The sequence below is a fragment of the Streptomyces sp. NPDC015661 genome, from assembly GCF_043077765.1.
Classification (GTDB): domain Bacteria; phylum Actinomycetota; class Actinomycetes; order Streptomycetales; family Streptomycetaceae; genus Streptomyces.
The window spans coordinates 294,605-310,488 of sequence record NZ_JBIBST010000002.1 but is presented as its reverse complement, the minus strand read 5'-3'; the positions used below and the strand labels follow the sequence as shown (position 1 = coordinate 310,488).

The window sequence follows — 15,884 nt, the reverse complement described above, 5'->3', positions numbered from 1 at the left end:
CTGTGCCAGGTGCAGCAATGGGCCATCAAGATCCGCTGTACGGAGCGTGACTTCGGCGCTAGGACTTCTCCCCATGGCCAAGAACCCACGAAGAAGCCGACGTCTGGTGGCCGCGACGGTCACCACCGTCGCGCTGGCCGGGACGCTCACCGCGACACCCGGCACCGCGACCGCAAAGTCGTCCGACCCGAACCAGCGGGTCATCGTCGAGCTGTCAGGAGACGCCGCCGTGGCCGCCGCCCCCGGCGGCTCGCTCACCTCTCTGACCGCCGGCACCACCTCCGCCGTCGGCGACGCCCGACGGGCCCTGGCGGCACGGCAGGACGCCTTCGTCGGGACCGTACGGCAAGCCGGGCTGCACCCGGCCGCACCCCGCCGACTCGGTCTGCTCGTCAACGCCGTGGCGATGACGGTTCCGGCCTCCGAGAGGGCGCGGCTCGCCGCGCTGCCGGGCGTCGTCGCCGTCCGGCCCGACACCCGGATACAGGTGCGCACGGACGTCAGCGTCCCGCTGACCGGTGCGCCCGAGGTCTGGAAGCGCGAGGACCCGGCCGGGGTGAAGGCCACCGGCGAGGGCACCGTCGTGGCGGTCCTGGACAGCGGCGTGGACTACGGCCACCCCGACCTGGGCGGCGGCTTCGGCGAGGGCCACAAGGTCGTCGGCGGCTTCGACTTCGCCAATGGCGACGACGACCCGATGGACGACAACGGCCATGGCACCCACGTCGCGGGCATCATCGCGGGCAGGGCGGCCAAGGAGGGAGGCGTCACCGGCATGGCGCCCGACGCCCGCCTGCTCGCCTACAAGGTCACCGGCGCCGACGGCAGCGGCTACACCTCCGACATCATCGCCGGCATCGAGGCCGCGGCCGATCCGAGCAACCCCCACCCGGCCGACGTCATCAACATGAGCCTCGGCGGCCCCGGTGACGGCACCGATCCGCTGGGCCGCGCGGCGACCGCCGCCGTACGGGCCGGAGTGGTCGTCGTCGCGGCGGCGGGCAACGAAGGACCCGGCAGCGGCACCGTCAGCACCCCGGCCGCGGCCGACGGCGTCATCGCGGTCGGCGCCTCCACCAGCGGGCTGCAGGTCCCCAGCGCGTACCTGGCGGGCAAGGAGCCCGAACTGATCCAGTCGTACCGAGGCGTCCTGTCCGCGAATCCGCCCCCGAAGCCGATCACCGCGCCGCTCGTGGACGTCGGCGCGGGCACCGCCGAGGACTGGGAGCGGGTCGGTGACGTCCGGGGCAAGATCCTGCGGGCCGACATGCTCGTCGCCCCCAGTACGGACGTCCTGAGCCAGAGCGACATCGACTGGGCACGCGAAGCCGAGAAACGCGGCGCGCTCGCCGTGCTCGGCGGCCTCCCGGTCCAGGACGGACCCGTGCTCGCCGCCACCCCGGGAACGGTCGAGGCCCGGGAGACCCCCGCCCGCCCCGACCTCACCCGCACCGCCGCCTCCGGCGACTCGTTGCGCATGGACCGCCTGGTCGTCATGGGCATCGACACGACCCAGTACGCCCAGCTGAGCCGTGAACTGGCCGCCGGAAAGGTGTCCGTCACCCTGCGCGGCACCGACTCCACCGACGAGATCGCCTCCTTCTCGTCGCGCGGCCCCGGCACCGGCTTCGGACTCAAACCCGACCTGGTCGCACCCGGCGTGGAGATCCGCTCTGCGGTCCCCACCTCGATGTACGAACCCGGTGTCTACCGCATGTCGGGCACCTCGATGGCGAGCCCGCACGTCGCCGGAGCCGCCGCCCTGCTGCGCCAACTCCGCCCCGACCAGGACCCCGACGGGATCAGGTCCGCACTGGTCGGCACCGCGAAGGAGCTCGCCGGCACCGGCCCCACCGTCCAGGGCAACGGACGGCTCGACGTGGCCGCCGCGGCGTCGGCCACCCTCAACGCCTTCCCGACGAGCGTGTCGTTCGGCCTCGCCGACCTGGCGGACCGTACCGTCGGCGGCACCACGAAGGTACGCCTGGCCAACCCCGGCAAGGAGCCGCTGACCGTCAGCCTCAGCAGTACCGGGCCCACCACCGTGTCCCCTCCGCGGGTGACCGTCCCCGCCGAGGGGTCGGCAACCATCGACGTCACCCTGCGCGCAGACCGCCCGGCCACCGACACGGAGATCAGTGGCCGGATCACGGCCACCCCCACGCGAGGCCCGGCCCTCCGCGTGCCGTATCTGCTCGTCGTCCGGCACCTGGTCGTCCAGGCGTCCCCCGACCCGAGCGACGGCCGCTCCACCGTGCACATCGCCGCCCCGGCCGCCCTGAACGCACCGCCGGAGATCACGGTCACGCCGCCGCACGGCAAGGCCTTCACGCTGCCCACCACCATGAACGGCGCCGGCTACTACCAGGCCGACGTGACCGGGAAGGCGGCCGGCGCCTACCGGCTGGCCGTGCGGGCCACGACCACCGACGGCCGGCGGATCACCGGAACCGGCGCCTTCGAGGTCACCCCCGCCGGCAGCCGCGGCGACCGCTGGGAGCCCATCGGCCCGAACAGCGAGGCCGGTTACGTCGCGCTCGCGCCCGCCCGGCCCCAGCAGGCCGTCGTGACCCAGTTCCAGAAGGCCGCCCCCTGGCTGACCACCGACGGGGGTGCCCACTGGCGGCAGGTGGGCAGACTCCCGATCGCCGACGGCAACGGCACCGGAGCGGTCGTGGTCGACGCCCGCCGACCCGATCGCTGGTGGTACGCCGTGAACACGTCCGCCGACCCCACCCGCCGGGGCACGATCCTGCGTACCGACGACAACGGCCGCACCTGGCGCAAGCTCGACGTGCCCGACGCGCACATCGACGAGTTCGTCGCGGACGAGCAGACCCGTACCCTCGCCGCGATCATCGACGGCACGATGCTGGTCAGCACGGACGCGGGCGACAGCTGGGCGGCGCACCCCACCGGCGTGACCGGTGACGTCCGCGACGCGACCCTCGTCGGCGACAGCCTGTACCTGGCGACCTTCGACAGCGTCTGGCGGATCGACGGCCTCGGCAAGGGCGACCCGGGTAGGGCGCACCTCGTCCTCGACGAACCCGTGAACACCATCCGCGGCCTGGCGGCCGACTCCACCGTGGTGGCGGCCTACGTCCCCGGTACGGGCGTCCGCGGCTCGTACGACAAGGGCGGCACCTGGTCCACCCTGCTGCCCCTGGCGGAGGGCGGCGACGGACTGTCCGCCTCCGGCGGCGACCTGTACCTGCGCGCGCTGTACGGTGCCGGACAGGTGAGCCACGACCACGGCAAGACCTGGAAGCCCGCGCCCGCCCCCTCGAAGGCCGCCATCGCGATGGACTACGACCGCTGGGCCGACGGCTCGGTGACCGTGTCCAGCGAGCAGGACGGCCTGTACCGCGGCTCGGCCGACGGCACCGGATACCGGAGGATCGGCGTCCAGGGCCTGTCCGCGTTCGCCCTCGCGGCCAGCGGCGACCAGCTGCTCGCCGGAACGGTGAGCGGCACCTACCGGACCGCGATCCCCGTCTCCGGCCCCGAGTGGGGCCAGAGCGGAGCGGAGGGCATGACCGGTCGTCTCACCTCGCACATCGCCGTCTCGCCGAAGGACACCAGGGTGGTGTGGCAGGTTCGGCGCACCGCGACCGGCCTGTTCGAGGTCTCCCGCAGTGGTGACGCCGGCCGGACCTGGCGGGTGAAGGGCACGTCGTCGGAGGTCCCGACCTCGATCCTGGTGCATCCGGCCGACCCGGACCGGGTGGCGATCAGCTTCAGGAGCATCTTCGGCCACGGGCTGTTCTCGACTTCCGACGGAGGCAGGACATGGAAGAACCTCTTCCACGAGACGTCCTTCGGCGCCATGGCGGGTGACCCGCGCGACCCGCGGCGCCTCTGGCTCGGCAACGCCTCGGGCCTCTACCGTTCGGACGACGACGGCGCCACCAAGACCAAGGTCGCCGAGGGCCCCGTCACCGCGATCGTGATGGACGGCCGACACCTGGTCGTCGGCGGATCGTCCGTCCGGGTCAGCACCGATGACGGCAGGACGTTCCGCACCGCCGACACCGGCCCGCTCGCGGTCCACGTCTCGGACCTGCTGCGGGTCAACGGAGCGCTCTACGCGGCCACCGCCCGCTCGACCGAGTCCGGACTCGTCCAGGGCGGCCGGGGCGTACTGCGCAGCACCGACAACGGCCTCACCTGGGAGAACATCTCGAGCGGCCTGCAGAACACCGACACCACCAAGCTGGCCGCCGCCCCCGACGGCCGCACGCTCTACGTCGGCGCGGTCGACGGCGGGGTCCACCGCCTGAAGCTGCGCCGCTGACCCACGACGCGTGTGACCGCCTGACAGGCGCGAGCATCGACCCGAGCCGGAACTCCCGGGTCCGGTCGATGCTCGTGCGCGTGGCACGAATGTTGGAGCGAGACGTGGGCACAACAAACTCGCTTCGAGGAAGGGGCCCGTGGAGAGGCGCCTGCTGGGGGCCCCAGGTCAGGCGCCTCTTTCTCCAGCCCCTAGAAGAAGCCGAGTTTCTTGGTCCGGATCTTGGTCCTGGTGGGTCCCAGGCGGAGAAGCTGGCGGGGGAGCCGCCCGGCTGCTTGGGTGTTCCACCAGCAGTGCGCACCGGGCGAGAACGCGGCCCTGGGGACGTTGTCGATGGCTTCTTGGTTCACGGCGGGCGAGTCGTGCCACTCGGTGTCGTCGGTCACTCGCAGGGAGCGGCGCGAGAGACCGTCGAGGAGGGTGAAGAGCCGGGGGACTGCCGTCAGTCGGTGTCGGCCGGGGCCAGCTTGGCGGGCACCGCCTGGACATGGGGCCCAGAGGAGGTACTGTGCCGGCCACGGCAGATGGATCCCCTCACGTCCGTCGTAGGCCACGACCACCGGCTCGGCCATGGAAGCAGCGTTGCCGGTCACCAGCCTGGGCCCCGTGTGGTGCAGTTGATCAGCCAGCCCAAGAACTCCTAGAGGAAGCCATTGATGGTGGGACTTTCGGCACGGTGTCTTTGGCGAACCGCTTGCGGGATTTAGGGCAAGCATTGGTCCGAGGTGGCTGATGATGCGGTCCGCCACCGACTTGGACACCCCGAAGAGCGGCGCGAGCTGGTGCATGGTCAGGTTGGTGCGCCACTAGGTTATTGATCACGAGCGTTGTTAACGGTGCCGGGTCTTGATCATGGCGAAGACCTCCGGTGTGGTGGAGGTGTCTAGGCTTCACCGCACACGGAGGTCTTCGTGTCCCACCGTAATGCCCGGCTGACCGTTCACGGCAGGCGGATCCTGGTCGAACGCGTCCTGGCGGGCCGCCCGGTCGCGCATGTGGCCGCGGAGATGGGCATATCGAGGCCCACGGCCCACAAATGGGTCCGCCGCTGGCGGACCGAGGGCGAGGCGGGTCTTGCCGACCGTTCCAGCCGGCTGGGTACGACCCCGCACCGGACGTCCGCCGCCGTCGAGGCCCGTGTCTGCCGGCTGCGGACCGAGCGCAAGCTCGGCCCGGCACGGATCGGCCCGATCCTGGGCCTTCCCGCCTCGACCGTGCACCGCATCCTGACCCGGCACGGCCTGAACCGGCTGGCCTGGCTCGACCGCCCACCGGCGAACCGATCCGCCGCTACGAACGCGACCGGCCCGGAGAATTGGTCCACGTCGACATCAAGAAACTCGGCAACATCCCCGACGGCGGCGGATGGCGAACCGTCGGCAGGACGGCCGGCGACCGCAATCGTCAGGCCACCACCACCGAGCGCAAGAGCTGCACACCGGTGATCGGCTACAGCTACATCCACTCAGCCGTCGACGACCACTCCCGCCTCGCCTACAGCGAAGTCCTGCCCGACGAGCGCCAGCACACCGCCATCGCCTTCTGGCAACGCGTGAACGCCTTCTTCGCCGCCCACGCCATCACCGTCGAACGCGTCCTGACCGACAACGGCGCCTGCTACAAGTCGAAGCTGTTCACCCAGAGCCTCACCGCGGCCGGCATCGCCCATAAGAAGATCCGGCCCTACCGCCCGCAGACCAACGGCGAGGTCGAACGCTTCAACCGCACTCTGCTCGACGAGTGGGCCTACCTACGGCCCTACACCTCGAACACCGAGCGGACCGAATCCCTGGCAGACTTCCTCCACACCTACAACCACCACCGCTGCCACACCGCACTCGACGGACACCCGCCCATCAGCCGGGTCAACAACGCTGCGGGTCAATACAACTAGGCCGTGACCAGCAGTGCTCCGTCCTCCAGCGGAAGGCTCCACGGTCGGCCCGGGCGGACCGTGTCCGCGCCCTGGCGCCGCAGCACCGGCACGAGCTTTCCGAAGGCGCGCGGGCTGAGTCCGGTGAACGGGGCTATACAGGACGGATCCGACGCCGTGATCACACCAGTCACACCGTGATCGTTCCACCCAGAGGAGCTCGAGCGAGTGGCCTTCCGCGCAAGGTCGGCGGACATCGGTGCTGCGCCTCGAACGGGTTGTTGACCGTGCGCCGGAGGATCTGGTCATCCACGGGCGCGATGACGGAACGCAGTTCGCGTCGTGCCTTCGTGCGGAGAAGCCGGACGCCGTCGGGGAGAGTCAGCCGGCCTGGCGCCGCGTCCCACAGGTCGTCGGGCGAGACGCTGGACCGGTGCGACTTGTCGTGAGCGTGACCCTGGGGCTCATCCGTGCCCGGTCTCTGCACGCAGTGGCCGTGGGGAGGTTGAGGCAGCCGAGCGACGGCCGGCAGGCCCGAGTGTTGCCGTCTTGGGCCACGTCCACTTTCCAGATGGCGTTGTCCCGGTCGGCCATCGCACGGCGCATGGTCCGGGGCGACGTGAGCCGCGTGCGCAGGCCCGGACGCCGAGCCGAAGGGAAGACCCGACCGGTGCGCGACTGTCTGATCGCCTCCGCGATGCGAAGCGCCGTCCGGTGGCTGAGGGCGCTCGGGGTACGTGCCACTGGGCTCGTCGCCGTCAGGGGGACGCGATCGCGGCCTCCGCGGCGGCCTTGATCCGGGCGCCGAAGCCGTCGGCGTCCTTGCAGGCGGCGGCCAGCGCCAGGCCGACCAGAATCGAGAGGTCTTCGCGGGGTCCCTGACGGGATTGCCACCCGTACCGGGACCTCACGGCGGGCTGCGGGCGGGCGCGTCGCGATCGGCATGTCCGGCGCGGCTCCGGGCATCGTGTCAGGGGCGCTGAGCGTGTGGGCCGTGCACGCCCACGGCACCAAGCGCCGGTGGGGATGCCGGGAGGCTGAGTTCACCTGCCCGTGCTGCCGCCCGCTGATTCGTTGGCCGTTACATGACTGGTCGGGGGGATCTGACAGACGCGGAGTGGCGACGTCCGGAGCCGCTCCTGCCCACGGGTGACAACCGCTGCGGGCCGTGGCGCGATCACCGCCAGGTGGTCAACGGAATCCCGCACCAGGTACGAACCGGCCTGCAGTGGCGTGACCTGCCGGAAGGCTACGGACCGTGGAAGTCCGTCCATGAACGTCACCGACGCTGGTCGGCCGACGGAACCTGGGAGCGACTACTCCAGCACGCGCAGGCCCAGGCCGATGCCACTGGTGAGATCGACTGGGCCGTCATGGTCGACTCCACTTCGATCCGTGCCCACCAGCACGCGGCCGGCGCCCGGAAGACCCTGCCACCTGCCGTGTCAAAAGGGGCGAGACTATGGAACACCCGAGCGGAAGACCATGGGGGAGACCGTTTGGCCGCCTGGTGGAGGTGGTGCAGGAGGTGAGGCGCTCGGTCGGTCCCGAGGAGGCTTCACCACCAAGATCCACATGAACGCCGACGGTCGTTGCCGCGTACTGTCACTGTTGCTGACGGTGGGCCAGCGGGCGGACTGCACACAATTCGAGTCGGTCATGGAGCGCATTCGGGTGCCTCGCCTCGGGCCCGGGCGCCCTCGCATCACACCAGACAGCGTGAGCGCCGATAAGGGATACAGCAACCGCCGGACCGTCGCTACCTGCGGCAACGAGGCATCCGCCACATCATCCCCGAGAAGAACGACAAGGCTGCGAACCGCATAAGCCGGGGCCGTGCAGGGGGACGCCCACCCGGCTGGGCCAAGGAGCGGTACAAGAAACGCAACGCCGCGGAACGGGCGGTCAACAAGTCAATGAACCTAGGAGGCCTTCGGCCACGTGAACCTTCCCGCCCAGTGGGCCCCGGCCGCGAGGACCATGAAGACGGCTGCCAGCCCGCCCAGGATCATGACGGTGGAGGGCGAGGAACGGTCGAGGACGGCTCCTCCGACCAGGGCCCCGATGGAGATGGTGGCCTGGAAGGAGGCGGTGAACAGGACGGAGGACGCCTCGGGGGAGTCGGGGGCGGCCTTGGCGAACCACGTCTGGGAGCAGACCGGGACGGCGCCGTAGGCGACGCCCCAAACGACCAGCAGCGCCACCGCGCAGGCGTCCGACTGTCCCAGGACGGGCAGGAGCAGGGTCGCGGCGCCGATCAGGGCCGCCCCCGTGGCGAAGGTGGACCGCGGATGGCGACCCACCGTGGATCCGCCGAGGAAGTTGCCGGCGATTCCGGCCGCACCGTAGATGAGCAGGTAGACCGTGATGAGACCCGAACTGACGTGGGTCACCTGCTCCAGGAACGGGGTGACGTACGTGTACGTGCCGAAGTGGGCGAGCACGACGAGGAAGGTCATGGCCAGGGCGAAGCGGGTGTTGACCCTCCGGAGCAAGCTGCCGAGGACATCGAGGCGCGTCGCCTGGTCCGAAGGGAGGGGCGGGACGACTGCGAGGAGCAGCACGAGGACGGCCAGCGTGAAGCCGCCCATGACGAGGAACGCCGTCCGCCAGCCTGCGATGTCACCGATGAACGTGCCCAGCGGTACTCCGAGTACGGAGCCGAGCGGTACGGCGGAGAAGATCACCGAGGTCGCGCGGCCCACGGACTTCGCGGGAACCAGCTGACCGGCGAGTCCGGCCCCGATGGACCAGAAGCCGCCGATGGTGACGCCCACCATGACGCGGGACATCAGGACCAGCCAGTAGCTCGACGCGGCGGAGGCAAGGAAGTTGGCCAGCGACAGCAGAAGGATGAACACGCCCAGCATGATCCGCCGGTCGATACGTCCTGTGACCACGGTGACGACAGGGGCCGAGACCCCGGCGAGGAATCCTGGCATGGTCATCATGAGACCAGCCATTCCGTCCGAAATGGTGAAACTCGATCCGATCGACGTGAGAAGGCCGATCGGAAGAATCTCGGTCGTGACGATGGAGAAGATTCCCAGCATTACCGAGATGACGGCCAGCCAGGAGATGAAAGGCGAGCGGTCAGGCGATGCGGGAGATTGGACAGAAGGGGTGGTTGCTGTGGACATGAATCCCGTCCTGAGTTGGGCATCACATGGAGAGCGTGACCTCCAGTGCAGCAGGACCGGGCACCGTCTTCTGGCAGGTTCCCGACGTCAACAACCGACCCCAAGAGATGCCGAAGGCGGCCAGGATGCGCACGCGGAGTCGCCTGTTCCAGCGTTTCCACAGTGCATGGGGCTGCTCCAGAGGTCGGAGGGGACTGCCCGCACCGACGCGGTGCGCGGAAGGCCCTGCTTGATCCGCGACGACTTGGCCAAGTCGAGAAACCGCCTGCCCAGGAAAGTCGTCACGTGACGGTTTACGTCGCAAATCTGCTAGACGGCGATTTGATTCGATGTTCTTCCGTGTTCCCCCGCGTCACATACCATCCGTTGCGCCGCTGCGGTACACGCGTCGGTCCGACGAGGCCGTCCGTGGAGCTGGAGCAGTACGCCAAGGAATGGCAGCGCGTACTCGACGAGATAACCGCTCGCCGGGGTCGAGTACGACGGCCCGGGGCCGGCCGAACCGACCCGGCCCGCGTCCGCCTGCGGAGTGCGCCGCAGAGCCTGAGCGGTCCCGCTACGTCGTGCCCCCACACGTGCCCGGGCGGGAGTCTGGTCCGTGACTGGTCCGGGACAGTCCTCGTGCAGGTCGACCATCGACTTGAGGCCGGCTCGTGCGCCGGGGTAGCACGAGTTCGGTGCGCTACCGGCGCGCGATGATGCTGCTCGCCCCGGCGGGTGGGAACCGGGTGCCGGTGATCGCCCAACTGGTCCAGGCCGAGGAGGACACCGTGCGCGACGTGATCCACCGCTTCAACGACATCGGCCTGGCCTGCCTGGATCCTCAGTGGGCGGGAGGCCGTCCCCGCCTGCTCAGTAGTGATGCCGAGGACTTCGTCATCCGGACGGCCACCACTCGCCCCAGCAAGCGCGGCCGGCCCTTCACCCGCTGGTTGATCCGCAAACTCGCCGCCTATCTGCGGAGAGTTCACGGAGGTGTCATCCGCATCGGTCGTGAAGCCTTACGGTGCCCGCTCCGGCGCCGTGGCATCACCTTCCAGCGCACCAAGACCTGGAAGGAGTCACCCGACGCGGATCGCGATGCCAAGCTCGACCGGATCGAGCAGGTGCTGGAACTGTTCCCGGACCGGGTCTTCGTCTTCGACGAGTTCGGGCCCCTGGGGATCCGGCCCGCCGCGGGTCCTGCTGGGCGAAGCAGGGCAAGCCGAACCGGCTGCCGGCCGGCGGCGGGCGCCTCCGCGTAGGGGTGCGACCTTGCCGCCGCACCCACGGCGTCCATGACTTCCGCGACGACCGCCTGTGGGGCGTCGACCGCCGCCGCAAGGGCACCCACTTCGGCCCGCTGCGGCAGTTCACCCTGGCCAACTCCCACCGCCGCAGCCACCCCGCGCAAATCCAGGCACTGCACCGCTACCTGCGCCGGCGCTATACCAACGCCCGCATCCCGACGTACTCGCCGCCCAACACAAGGAACGCGCCCGCATCCGCAGCGAAAAGGGCATCCGCTGGGGCGGGCGCCCCCTCAACACGGCAGCCTGGCCAACCGCGAACCGCAGCCTCCGAGCGCCGAAGGGCGAGTTCAGGAGAAAGACAGCGACAGAAGGATGACTCAGGAGACGGACGGCTCAAGCTCCCCCGCGAAGACGATGACCTGGTCGATGAGGCTCCGTCGCAGATGGACGACGTCCGTTCCCGCCAGCCGGGGGCCTCCATCAGGCGTGGTGAAGACCCACTGGTAGCGGGCCCACTCGTCAGGCATGTCCACCGCTGAGCAGCGCACCATCGTGCCGGTCCCGGCCGGGTGGCGCCGGATGTCCAGCACGAACCGCTCGACCGCCGCGATTCCTTCGCTGCGGCCCAACGGCCCCCAGAAGACCACGTCTGAGGTCAGGGCCTGGGAGAGCAGGGCAGTCACATAGCCGTCCTCCGAGGCGTTGAACGCGGAGATGAACGTGTCGATCGCGGAGCGTGCGGTCTCTTCCTGCATGCCCCAGTAATACCAGCCGTTTCGCGTGCGCTCGTCCCGCGAGCCGCCTTCCGGTCACGGTGAACCATTCCGGTCACAGCAGTAGGTGTACACACGACCTCTGCCTACGCGGGGCGAGCGAGAGGCGCCTGACGGGCAAAAGCCCCGTGCCGGCGCCTGGTCCGCGTATGGCCCGGATCTTGGTCGGCGCAGAGTGGGCCCCCAACCGCTTGCCCGTGCGGGAGCTCATGGAGGCGAACACCACCGGCTCACCGTGTTCCAGCTGCCCGCCTACGCCCCCCGATCCATCTGGCCGACGCCGACTGGCAGACGCTGTACCCGCCGCTGCTGGAGGCCGGATCCTAACCGTCGACCCCGTGCGGTACGGGTCGTTGCCAGCAGTCGTAGTTCATCGCCGTCCACGGGCCCGGCACCGTCCGCACTCCGCATCCGTCGGCACCTCACCGAGCGCCGCCGCCGGCGACCTTTCCGCGCTCCGCCGCCTCCGCACACACGCGGCCGGCGCGGACCCGGTGCAGCGCGTGGTCGTCGAGGAGACGCTGCTGTACGCGCTCGTGGAGGCGGCCACGGCGAGACCGTCCGCCACCTCCTCGAACAACGCCTCGCGCGTCGCGCGTCCCCGCTCGACCGGCGCAGGCCGGCCGGACCGAGCCTCTGACGGACGGGAAGGGAAGCGGGTCTCTACTCCCGCGTCGGCGCCGGGGGAGTGGCCAGGGGCGCTCGTGGCTACTTGGCGTGCCCGTGGCCGAGGTTGTTCTGCTCGGTGTCCGCGGCTCGTCGGAGCGCGTCGGTACCGCCGACGATGCCGTGGGGCAGGTAGCCGGACCGGACGAGCAGGTCCCACCCGTGCACCTGGACGGCCAGGGCTGCCAGGGCGAGGGTGTCCAGTGGCAGCAGCGTCCGCGGGGCGGGGTCCGGGTCCACATGCTCGCGGTGCGCGACCAGCCGGGTCACGAGGGCATGCTCGAAGGCGGCCTGGTCGTCGTCGAGCAGGACGCGCAGCAGCCGCTGGTCCGGCGTCAGCGCGCCGGCCGCGTCCAGTCGCCCGGCGGCTTCGGCACGCTCCTCGGGTCCGGGCTTGCACAGGGGCACGGTCGGCCAGTCGCGGGGGAGATGCCCGCTCGCCTCTGTCAGATAGCCCGTCAGCGCCTCCATGGCCGCCAGATCGGCCGACGTCGACACCGACGTCAGCTTCGAATACGGCACGCCCTCCCGGATCGCGGACGCGAAGTCGTCCCGGAGCAGCAGTCCGGTGACCCGCCGCCACTCCCACACCAGGCCGCTGACCACGACGGCCGCGAAGGTGTCCAGCCATGTCCGCGCCGTGGGCGCCTCGTCGATGACGTCCTGGAACGCGAGCTCCTCACTCGTCAGCTCCTCGTGGACCAGCGGAAACCGGATCTCCTGGTCCCCGTTGGGGTAACAGCCCAGACTGATCACTCCCAGCGCACACTCCGCCGCGGTCAGCAGCACGACGCGTGACGCATCGTCGAGCTCCGGTGCGCTCAGGGTGCGGGCGGCGACGTGGTCGAGCAGCTCGTCGCTCATCCCGCGCAGCCCGTCGAGGCGGAAGGAGGCGTAACGCATGCTGTGCCAGCGGCCGAAGGCCCTCCCCTCGATGTCCTCGAGCGCGTGGGCGATGCGCTCTTCGCTCACCTCGTGACGTGCCACTTCCTGCACGACTGACGTCCCTTCATGATCGATCCGGCCGGGCAGCGGCACGCTATCAACGCGCTACGACATCCCGTGTCGGGTCGACGAACGGCAGGTCGGGCGAGGGGCAGGGGGCACCCGCGTGGTGCCGCGCCGGTTGAACGGGAGCCGGACCGAGGAGCACCAGGCCGCCCGCGAATCAGATCATGACGTGCTTGGGCCGGGTGTAGTCGAGGAGGCCGGAGAGGGACAGGTCGCTGCCGTAGCCGGAGTGTTTGACTCCGCCGTGCGGCATTTCGGAGACCGTGGTGCCGTGGGTGTTCACCCACACGATCCCGGTGTGCAGGGCCCTGGTCGCCCGCATCGCCCGGTCGTGGTCCCTGGTCCATATGCTCGCGGCCAGTCCGAAGCGTACGCCGTCGGCGAGCCGCAGTGCTTCGGACTCGTCGCCGAAGGGCTGCACGGTCACGACGGGCCCGAAGATCTCCTCCTGGACGATCTCGTCGTCCTGGCGTACCCCGGCGACGACGGTGGGGGCGTGGAAGAAGCCGGGACGGGCAGGTTGTGTCCCGCCCGTGACGATCCGGGCGTGGTCGGGCAGCCGGTCGAGCAGGGCGCGGACCGAGGCGAGCTGGGCGGCGTTGTTGAGCGGGCCGAGGTCGGTGCCGGGGCGCAGTGCGCGGGCGGCGTCGGCGAGGGCCTCCAGGAAGGCGTCGTGAATGCGGGCGTGGACCAGGAAGCGGGTGGGGGCGGTGCAGTCCTGGCCCGCGTTGTAGAAGGCGACCTGGGCCAGGGCGGTGGCGGTGGCGGGGACGTCGACGTCGTCGTGGACGATCACGGGCGCGTTGCCGCCCAGTTCGAGGTGGACCCGCTTCAGGCCGGCCGCGGCCGCGGCGGCGATCTCCCGGCCGGCACGGACGCTGCCGGTGAGCGCGATCAGGGCGATGGTGGGGTGGACGGTGAGGGCGCGGCCGGTGTCGCGGTCGCCGCAGACGACGTTCAGCACGCCCGGGGGCAGGTGGGGGGCCGCGATCCGGGCGAGCAGCACCGATGAGGAGGGGGTGGTGTCGGCGGGTTTGAGGACGGTGGTGTTGCCGGCGGCAAGGGCCGGTGCGATCTTCCACGCGGCCATCATCAGGGGGTAGTTCCACGGGGTGATCTGGGCGCAGACACCGACCGGTTCGCGGCGCAGCAGGGAGGTGTGGCCCTCGGTGTACTCGGCCGCGGCGGCGCCCGGGAGGGTGCGGGCGGCCCCGGCGAAGTAGCGGAAGGCGTCGGCGATCGCGGGGAGTTCCTCCGTACGGAACTGTGCCGCGGGCTTCCCGGTGTCGGCGGTCTCCGCGGCAGTCAGCTCGCCCGTGTGCGCATCGACGGCGTCGGCGACGGCGAGCAGGGCCCGCTGCCGGTCGGCCGGGGTGGTGGCCGACCAGGGCCCGTACGCGGCCGCGGCGGCCGCGCAGGCGGCGTCGGTGTCGGCGCGGCCTGAGCGTGGGGCGCGGCCGTGCACGCGCCCGGTGGCGGGGTCGACGAGCTCGGTGGTCGCGCCCGTGGCGGCGGGGCGGTCCTGGCCGCCGATGTGGTTCAGCAGGCTGTCAGCCACGGCGCAGGGCCTCCTTCGCGGTGGCGCGGCCGGTGCGGACGGCGCCCTCCATGTAGCCGGCCACCCACTGGTCGGATCCGCAGACGTAGAAGGGCGGTTCGTGGGTGCCGTGGCGGGGACCGACGGCCATGACGTCGCCGGGGGCCCACTGGGTGACGTACCCCTGGGTCCAGGGGTCGGTGCCCCACAGGCGCAGGTGCGCGGCGCGTGGCCGGTGGGCCTGGTCGCCGTACAGCCGGGCGATCTCGGCGAGGAGTTCGCGGGTGCGCAGGTGGGCGGGGGTGCCGAGCAGGACGCCGTATCGCTCGGGCGGGATCAGGGCGGACAGGACGCCGTCGTTCTGCGGCCAGGTGCTGCCGAGGACACCCTCGCACTCGGACAGACCGCTGAGCCCCCGGTCGCGCCAGAACGGGCGATCGTATGCGGCGACGAACTTCGCGGCGAGGGCGTGCCGCTGGTGGTGCAGCGAGGACAGGCGCTCCTCGCCGATGCCGGTGACGGCGAGCGAGCGCAGCGGGCCTGCGGGCAGGGCGCTGACGACCGCGGCCGCGGTGAGGGTCTCGCCGCCCGCGAGGCGCACCGAGCAGCCGCCGGAGCGGCGGACCGCGAGCGCCTCGACGGGCGCGCCGGTACGGATTCTGCCCTCGAGCCCTGCCGCCATCCGCAGGGCCACGGTCGCCGATCCCTCGGCCACCCGCAAGCCCTCCCAGGCCTCGTACTCGTAGTGGCCGAGGCCGGGGACGGCGGCGTGCTTGCGCAGGGCGGCGAGCAGCGAGGTGCGTTCGTACGAGCCGTCGGCGAGGGCCAGTTGGCCGATCTCCCAGAGCCGTACGACGGCGGGGCTCGCCCCCTCGTCACGCAGCCAGTCGGCCACGGACAGCCGGTCGAGGGCGGCGGCCCGCGGGTGGGACCAGGGGGCGTCGGGGTCGACGGTCGCGGCGAGCGCGGCGAAGGCGGCGGTGACCTTCCGGTGGGAGGCGTCGTCGCCGGGGCCGAACCAGTGCGGCGGGTCGCCGACGCTGACGCCTTCGGGCGTGGCGCGGGCGAGCGCGCCGGGTTCGGCGACGTAGCTGGGGACGAGGGAGAGGCCGAGTTCGGCGACGAGGGCCGTGTACGCGGTGTGCGCCGAGCCGACGACCTCCCCGCCGAGCTGGACCAGACGGCCGTCGGGCAGCGCGGTCTGTTCGACGCGGCCGCCGACCCGGTCGCGGGCCTCGACGACGAGGACGTCGACTCCGCCCGCGGCCAGGTCGCGGGCGGCGGCGAGTCCGGCGAGTCCGGCGCCGAGCACGATGACGTCGTGGTTCATGGGTGTTCCTCCGGTGGGGCCGTCG

General features: G+C 71.2%; 9 protein-coding genes and 5 pseudogenes. 5 read left to right on the top strand and 9 right to left on the bottom strand.

The features are described 5' to 3' along the window. Nucleotides 1-73 precede the first annotated feature (73 nt). On the top strand, nt 74-4,297 hold the full coding sequence (locus ACF07V_RS06025; protein WP_392151670.1) for a S8 family serine peptidase: 4,224 nt from the start codon (nt 74-76) through the stop codon (nt 4,295-4,297). A 191-nt stretch (nt 4,298-4,488) separates the two neighbouring features. Here the strand turns inward: ACF07V_RS06025 and ACF07V_RS06020 are convergent, their stop codons facing one another. Together ACF07V_RS06020 and ACF07V_RS06015 are read right to left on the bottom strand one after the other, a co-directional pair. After that, the gene (locus ACF07V_RS06020; RefSeq protein WP_392151669.1) at nt 4,489-4,683 is read right to left on the bottom strand and encodes a hypothetical protein; all 195 of its coding nucleotides are present in this window, start codon (nt 4,681-4,683) and stop codon (nt 4,489-4,491) included. A 253-nt stretch (nt 4,684-4,936) separates the two neighbouring features. Further along, nucleotides 4,937-5,103: pseudogene (locus tag ACF07V_RS06015) on the bottom strand (transposase family protein); the annotation flags it as partial. Between the two features lie 105 nt (nt 5,104-5,208). On the opposite strand from ACF07V_RS06015, the pseudogene ACF07V_RS06010 reads away from it, so the two are divergent. Further along, a pseudogene (locus tag ACF07V_RS06010) lies at nt 5,209-6,191 on the top strand (IS481 family transposase). Here ACF07V_RS06010 and ACF07V_RS06005 read toward each other — a convergent pair. Both ACF07V_RS06005 and ACF07V_RS06000 read right to left on the bottom strand, forming a co-directional pair. Beyond that, nucleotides 6,191-6,364: pseudogene (locus tag ACF07V_RS06005) on the bottom strand (IS5/IS1182 family transposase); the annotation flags it as partial. The pseudogenes ACF07V_RS06010 and ACF07V_RS06005 overlap by 1 nt on opposite strands. Before the next feature lie 564 nt (nt 6,365-6,928). After that, nucleotides 6,929-7,081 (bottom strand): hypothetical protein, encoded by a 153-nt coding sequence (locus ACF07V_RS06000; RefSeq protein ID WP_392151668.1) that lies wholly within the window; start codon nt 7,079-7,081, stop codon nt 6,929-6,931. Between the two features lie 174 nt (nt 7,082-7,255). Between ACF07V_RS06000 and ACF07V_RS05995 the strand changes: the two are divergent. Next, nucleotides 7,256-8,125: pseudogene (locus ACF07V_RS05995) on the top strand (IS5 family transposase); the annotation flags it as partial. On the opposite strand, the gene ACF07V_RS05990 reads toward ACF07V_RS05995, so the two are convergent. Beyond that, nucleotides 8,093-9,223: an MFS transporter gene (locus ACF07V_RS05990; RefSeq protein ID WP_392151667.1), complete on the bottom strand. Its 1,131-nt coding sequence runs from the start codon at nt 9,221-9,223 to the stop codon at nt 8,093-8,095. The pseudogene ACF07V_RS05995 and the gene ACF07V_RS05990 sit on opposite strands and share 33 nt — an antisense overlap. Between ACF07V_RS05990 and ACF07V_RS05985 the strand changes: the two genes are divergently transcribed. Both ACF07V_RS05985 and ACF07V_RS05980 read left to right on the top strand, forming a co-directional pair. Next, entirely contained in the window at nt 9,111-9,599 is a 489-nt protein-coding gene (locus tag ACF07V_RS05985) for a hypothetical protein (RefSeq protein WP_392152391.1), read from the top strand. The genes ACF07V_RS05990 and ACF07V_RS05985 overlap by 113 nt on opposite strands. A gap of 406 nt (nt 9,600-10,005) precedes the next feature. Further along, nucleotides 10,006-10,846 (top strand): annotated as a pseudogene (locus ACF07V_RS05980) (helix-turn-helix domain-containing protein); the annotation flags it as partial. Between the two features lie 73 nt (nt 10,847-10,919). On the opposite strand, the gene ACF07V_RS05975 reads toward ACF07V_RS05980, so the two are convergent. The 4 genes from ACF07V_RS05975 to ACF07V_RS05960 all read right to left on the bottom strand — a co-directional run bounded on the left by ACF07V_RS05975 (nt 10,920) and on the right by ACF07V_RS05960 (nt 15,859). Next, complete coding sequence (locus ACF07V_RS05975) at nt 10,920-11,297, bottom strand: nuclear transport factor 2 family protein (RefSeq protein ID WP_392151666.1); 378 nt, start codon at nt 11,295-11,297, stop codon at nt 10,920-10,922. 726 nt (nt 11,298-12,023) lie between these two features. Continuing rightward, a complete protein-coding gene (locus ACF07V_RS05970; RefSeq protein ID WP_392151665.1) occupies nt 12,024-12,977 on the bottom strand; it encodes an immunity 49 family protein in 954 nt (317 codons plus the stop codon). A gap of 172 nt (nt 12,978-13,149) precedes the next feature. Next, on the bottom strand, nt 13,150-14,550 hold the full coding sequence (locus ACF07V_RS05965) for an aminobutyraldehyde dehydrogenase (RefSeq protein WP_392151664.1): 1,401 nt from the start codon (nt 14,548-14,550) through the stop codon (nt 13,150-13,152). Beyond that, nucleotides 14,543-15,859 carry a flavin monoamine oxidase family protein gene (locus ACF07V_RS05960; protein ID WP_392151663.1) on the bottom strand — a complete coding sequence of 439 codons (1,317 nt, stop codon included), beginning with the start codon at nt 15,857-15,859 and terminating at the stop codon, nt 14,543-14,545. Before ACF07V_RS05960 ends, ACF07V_RS05965 begins: the two co-directional genes overlap by 8 nt. Nucleotides 15,860-15,884 lie beyond the last annotated feature (25 nt).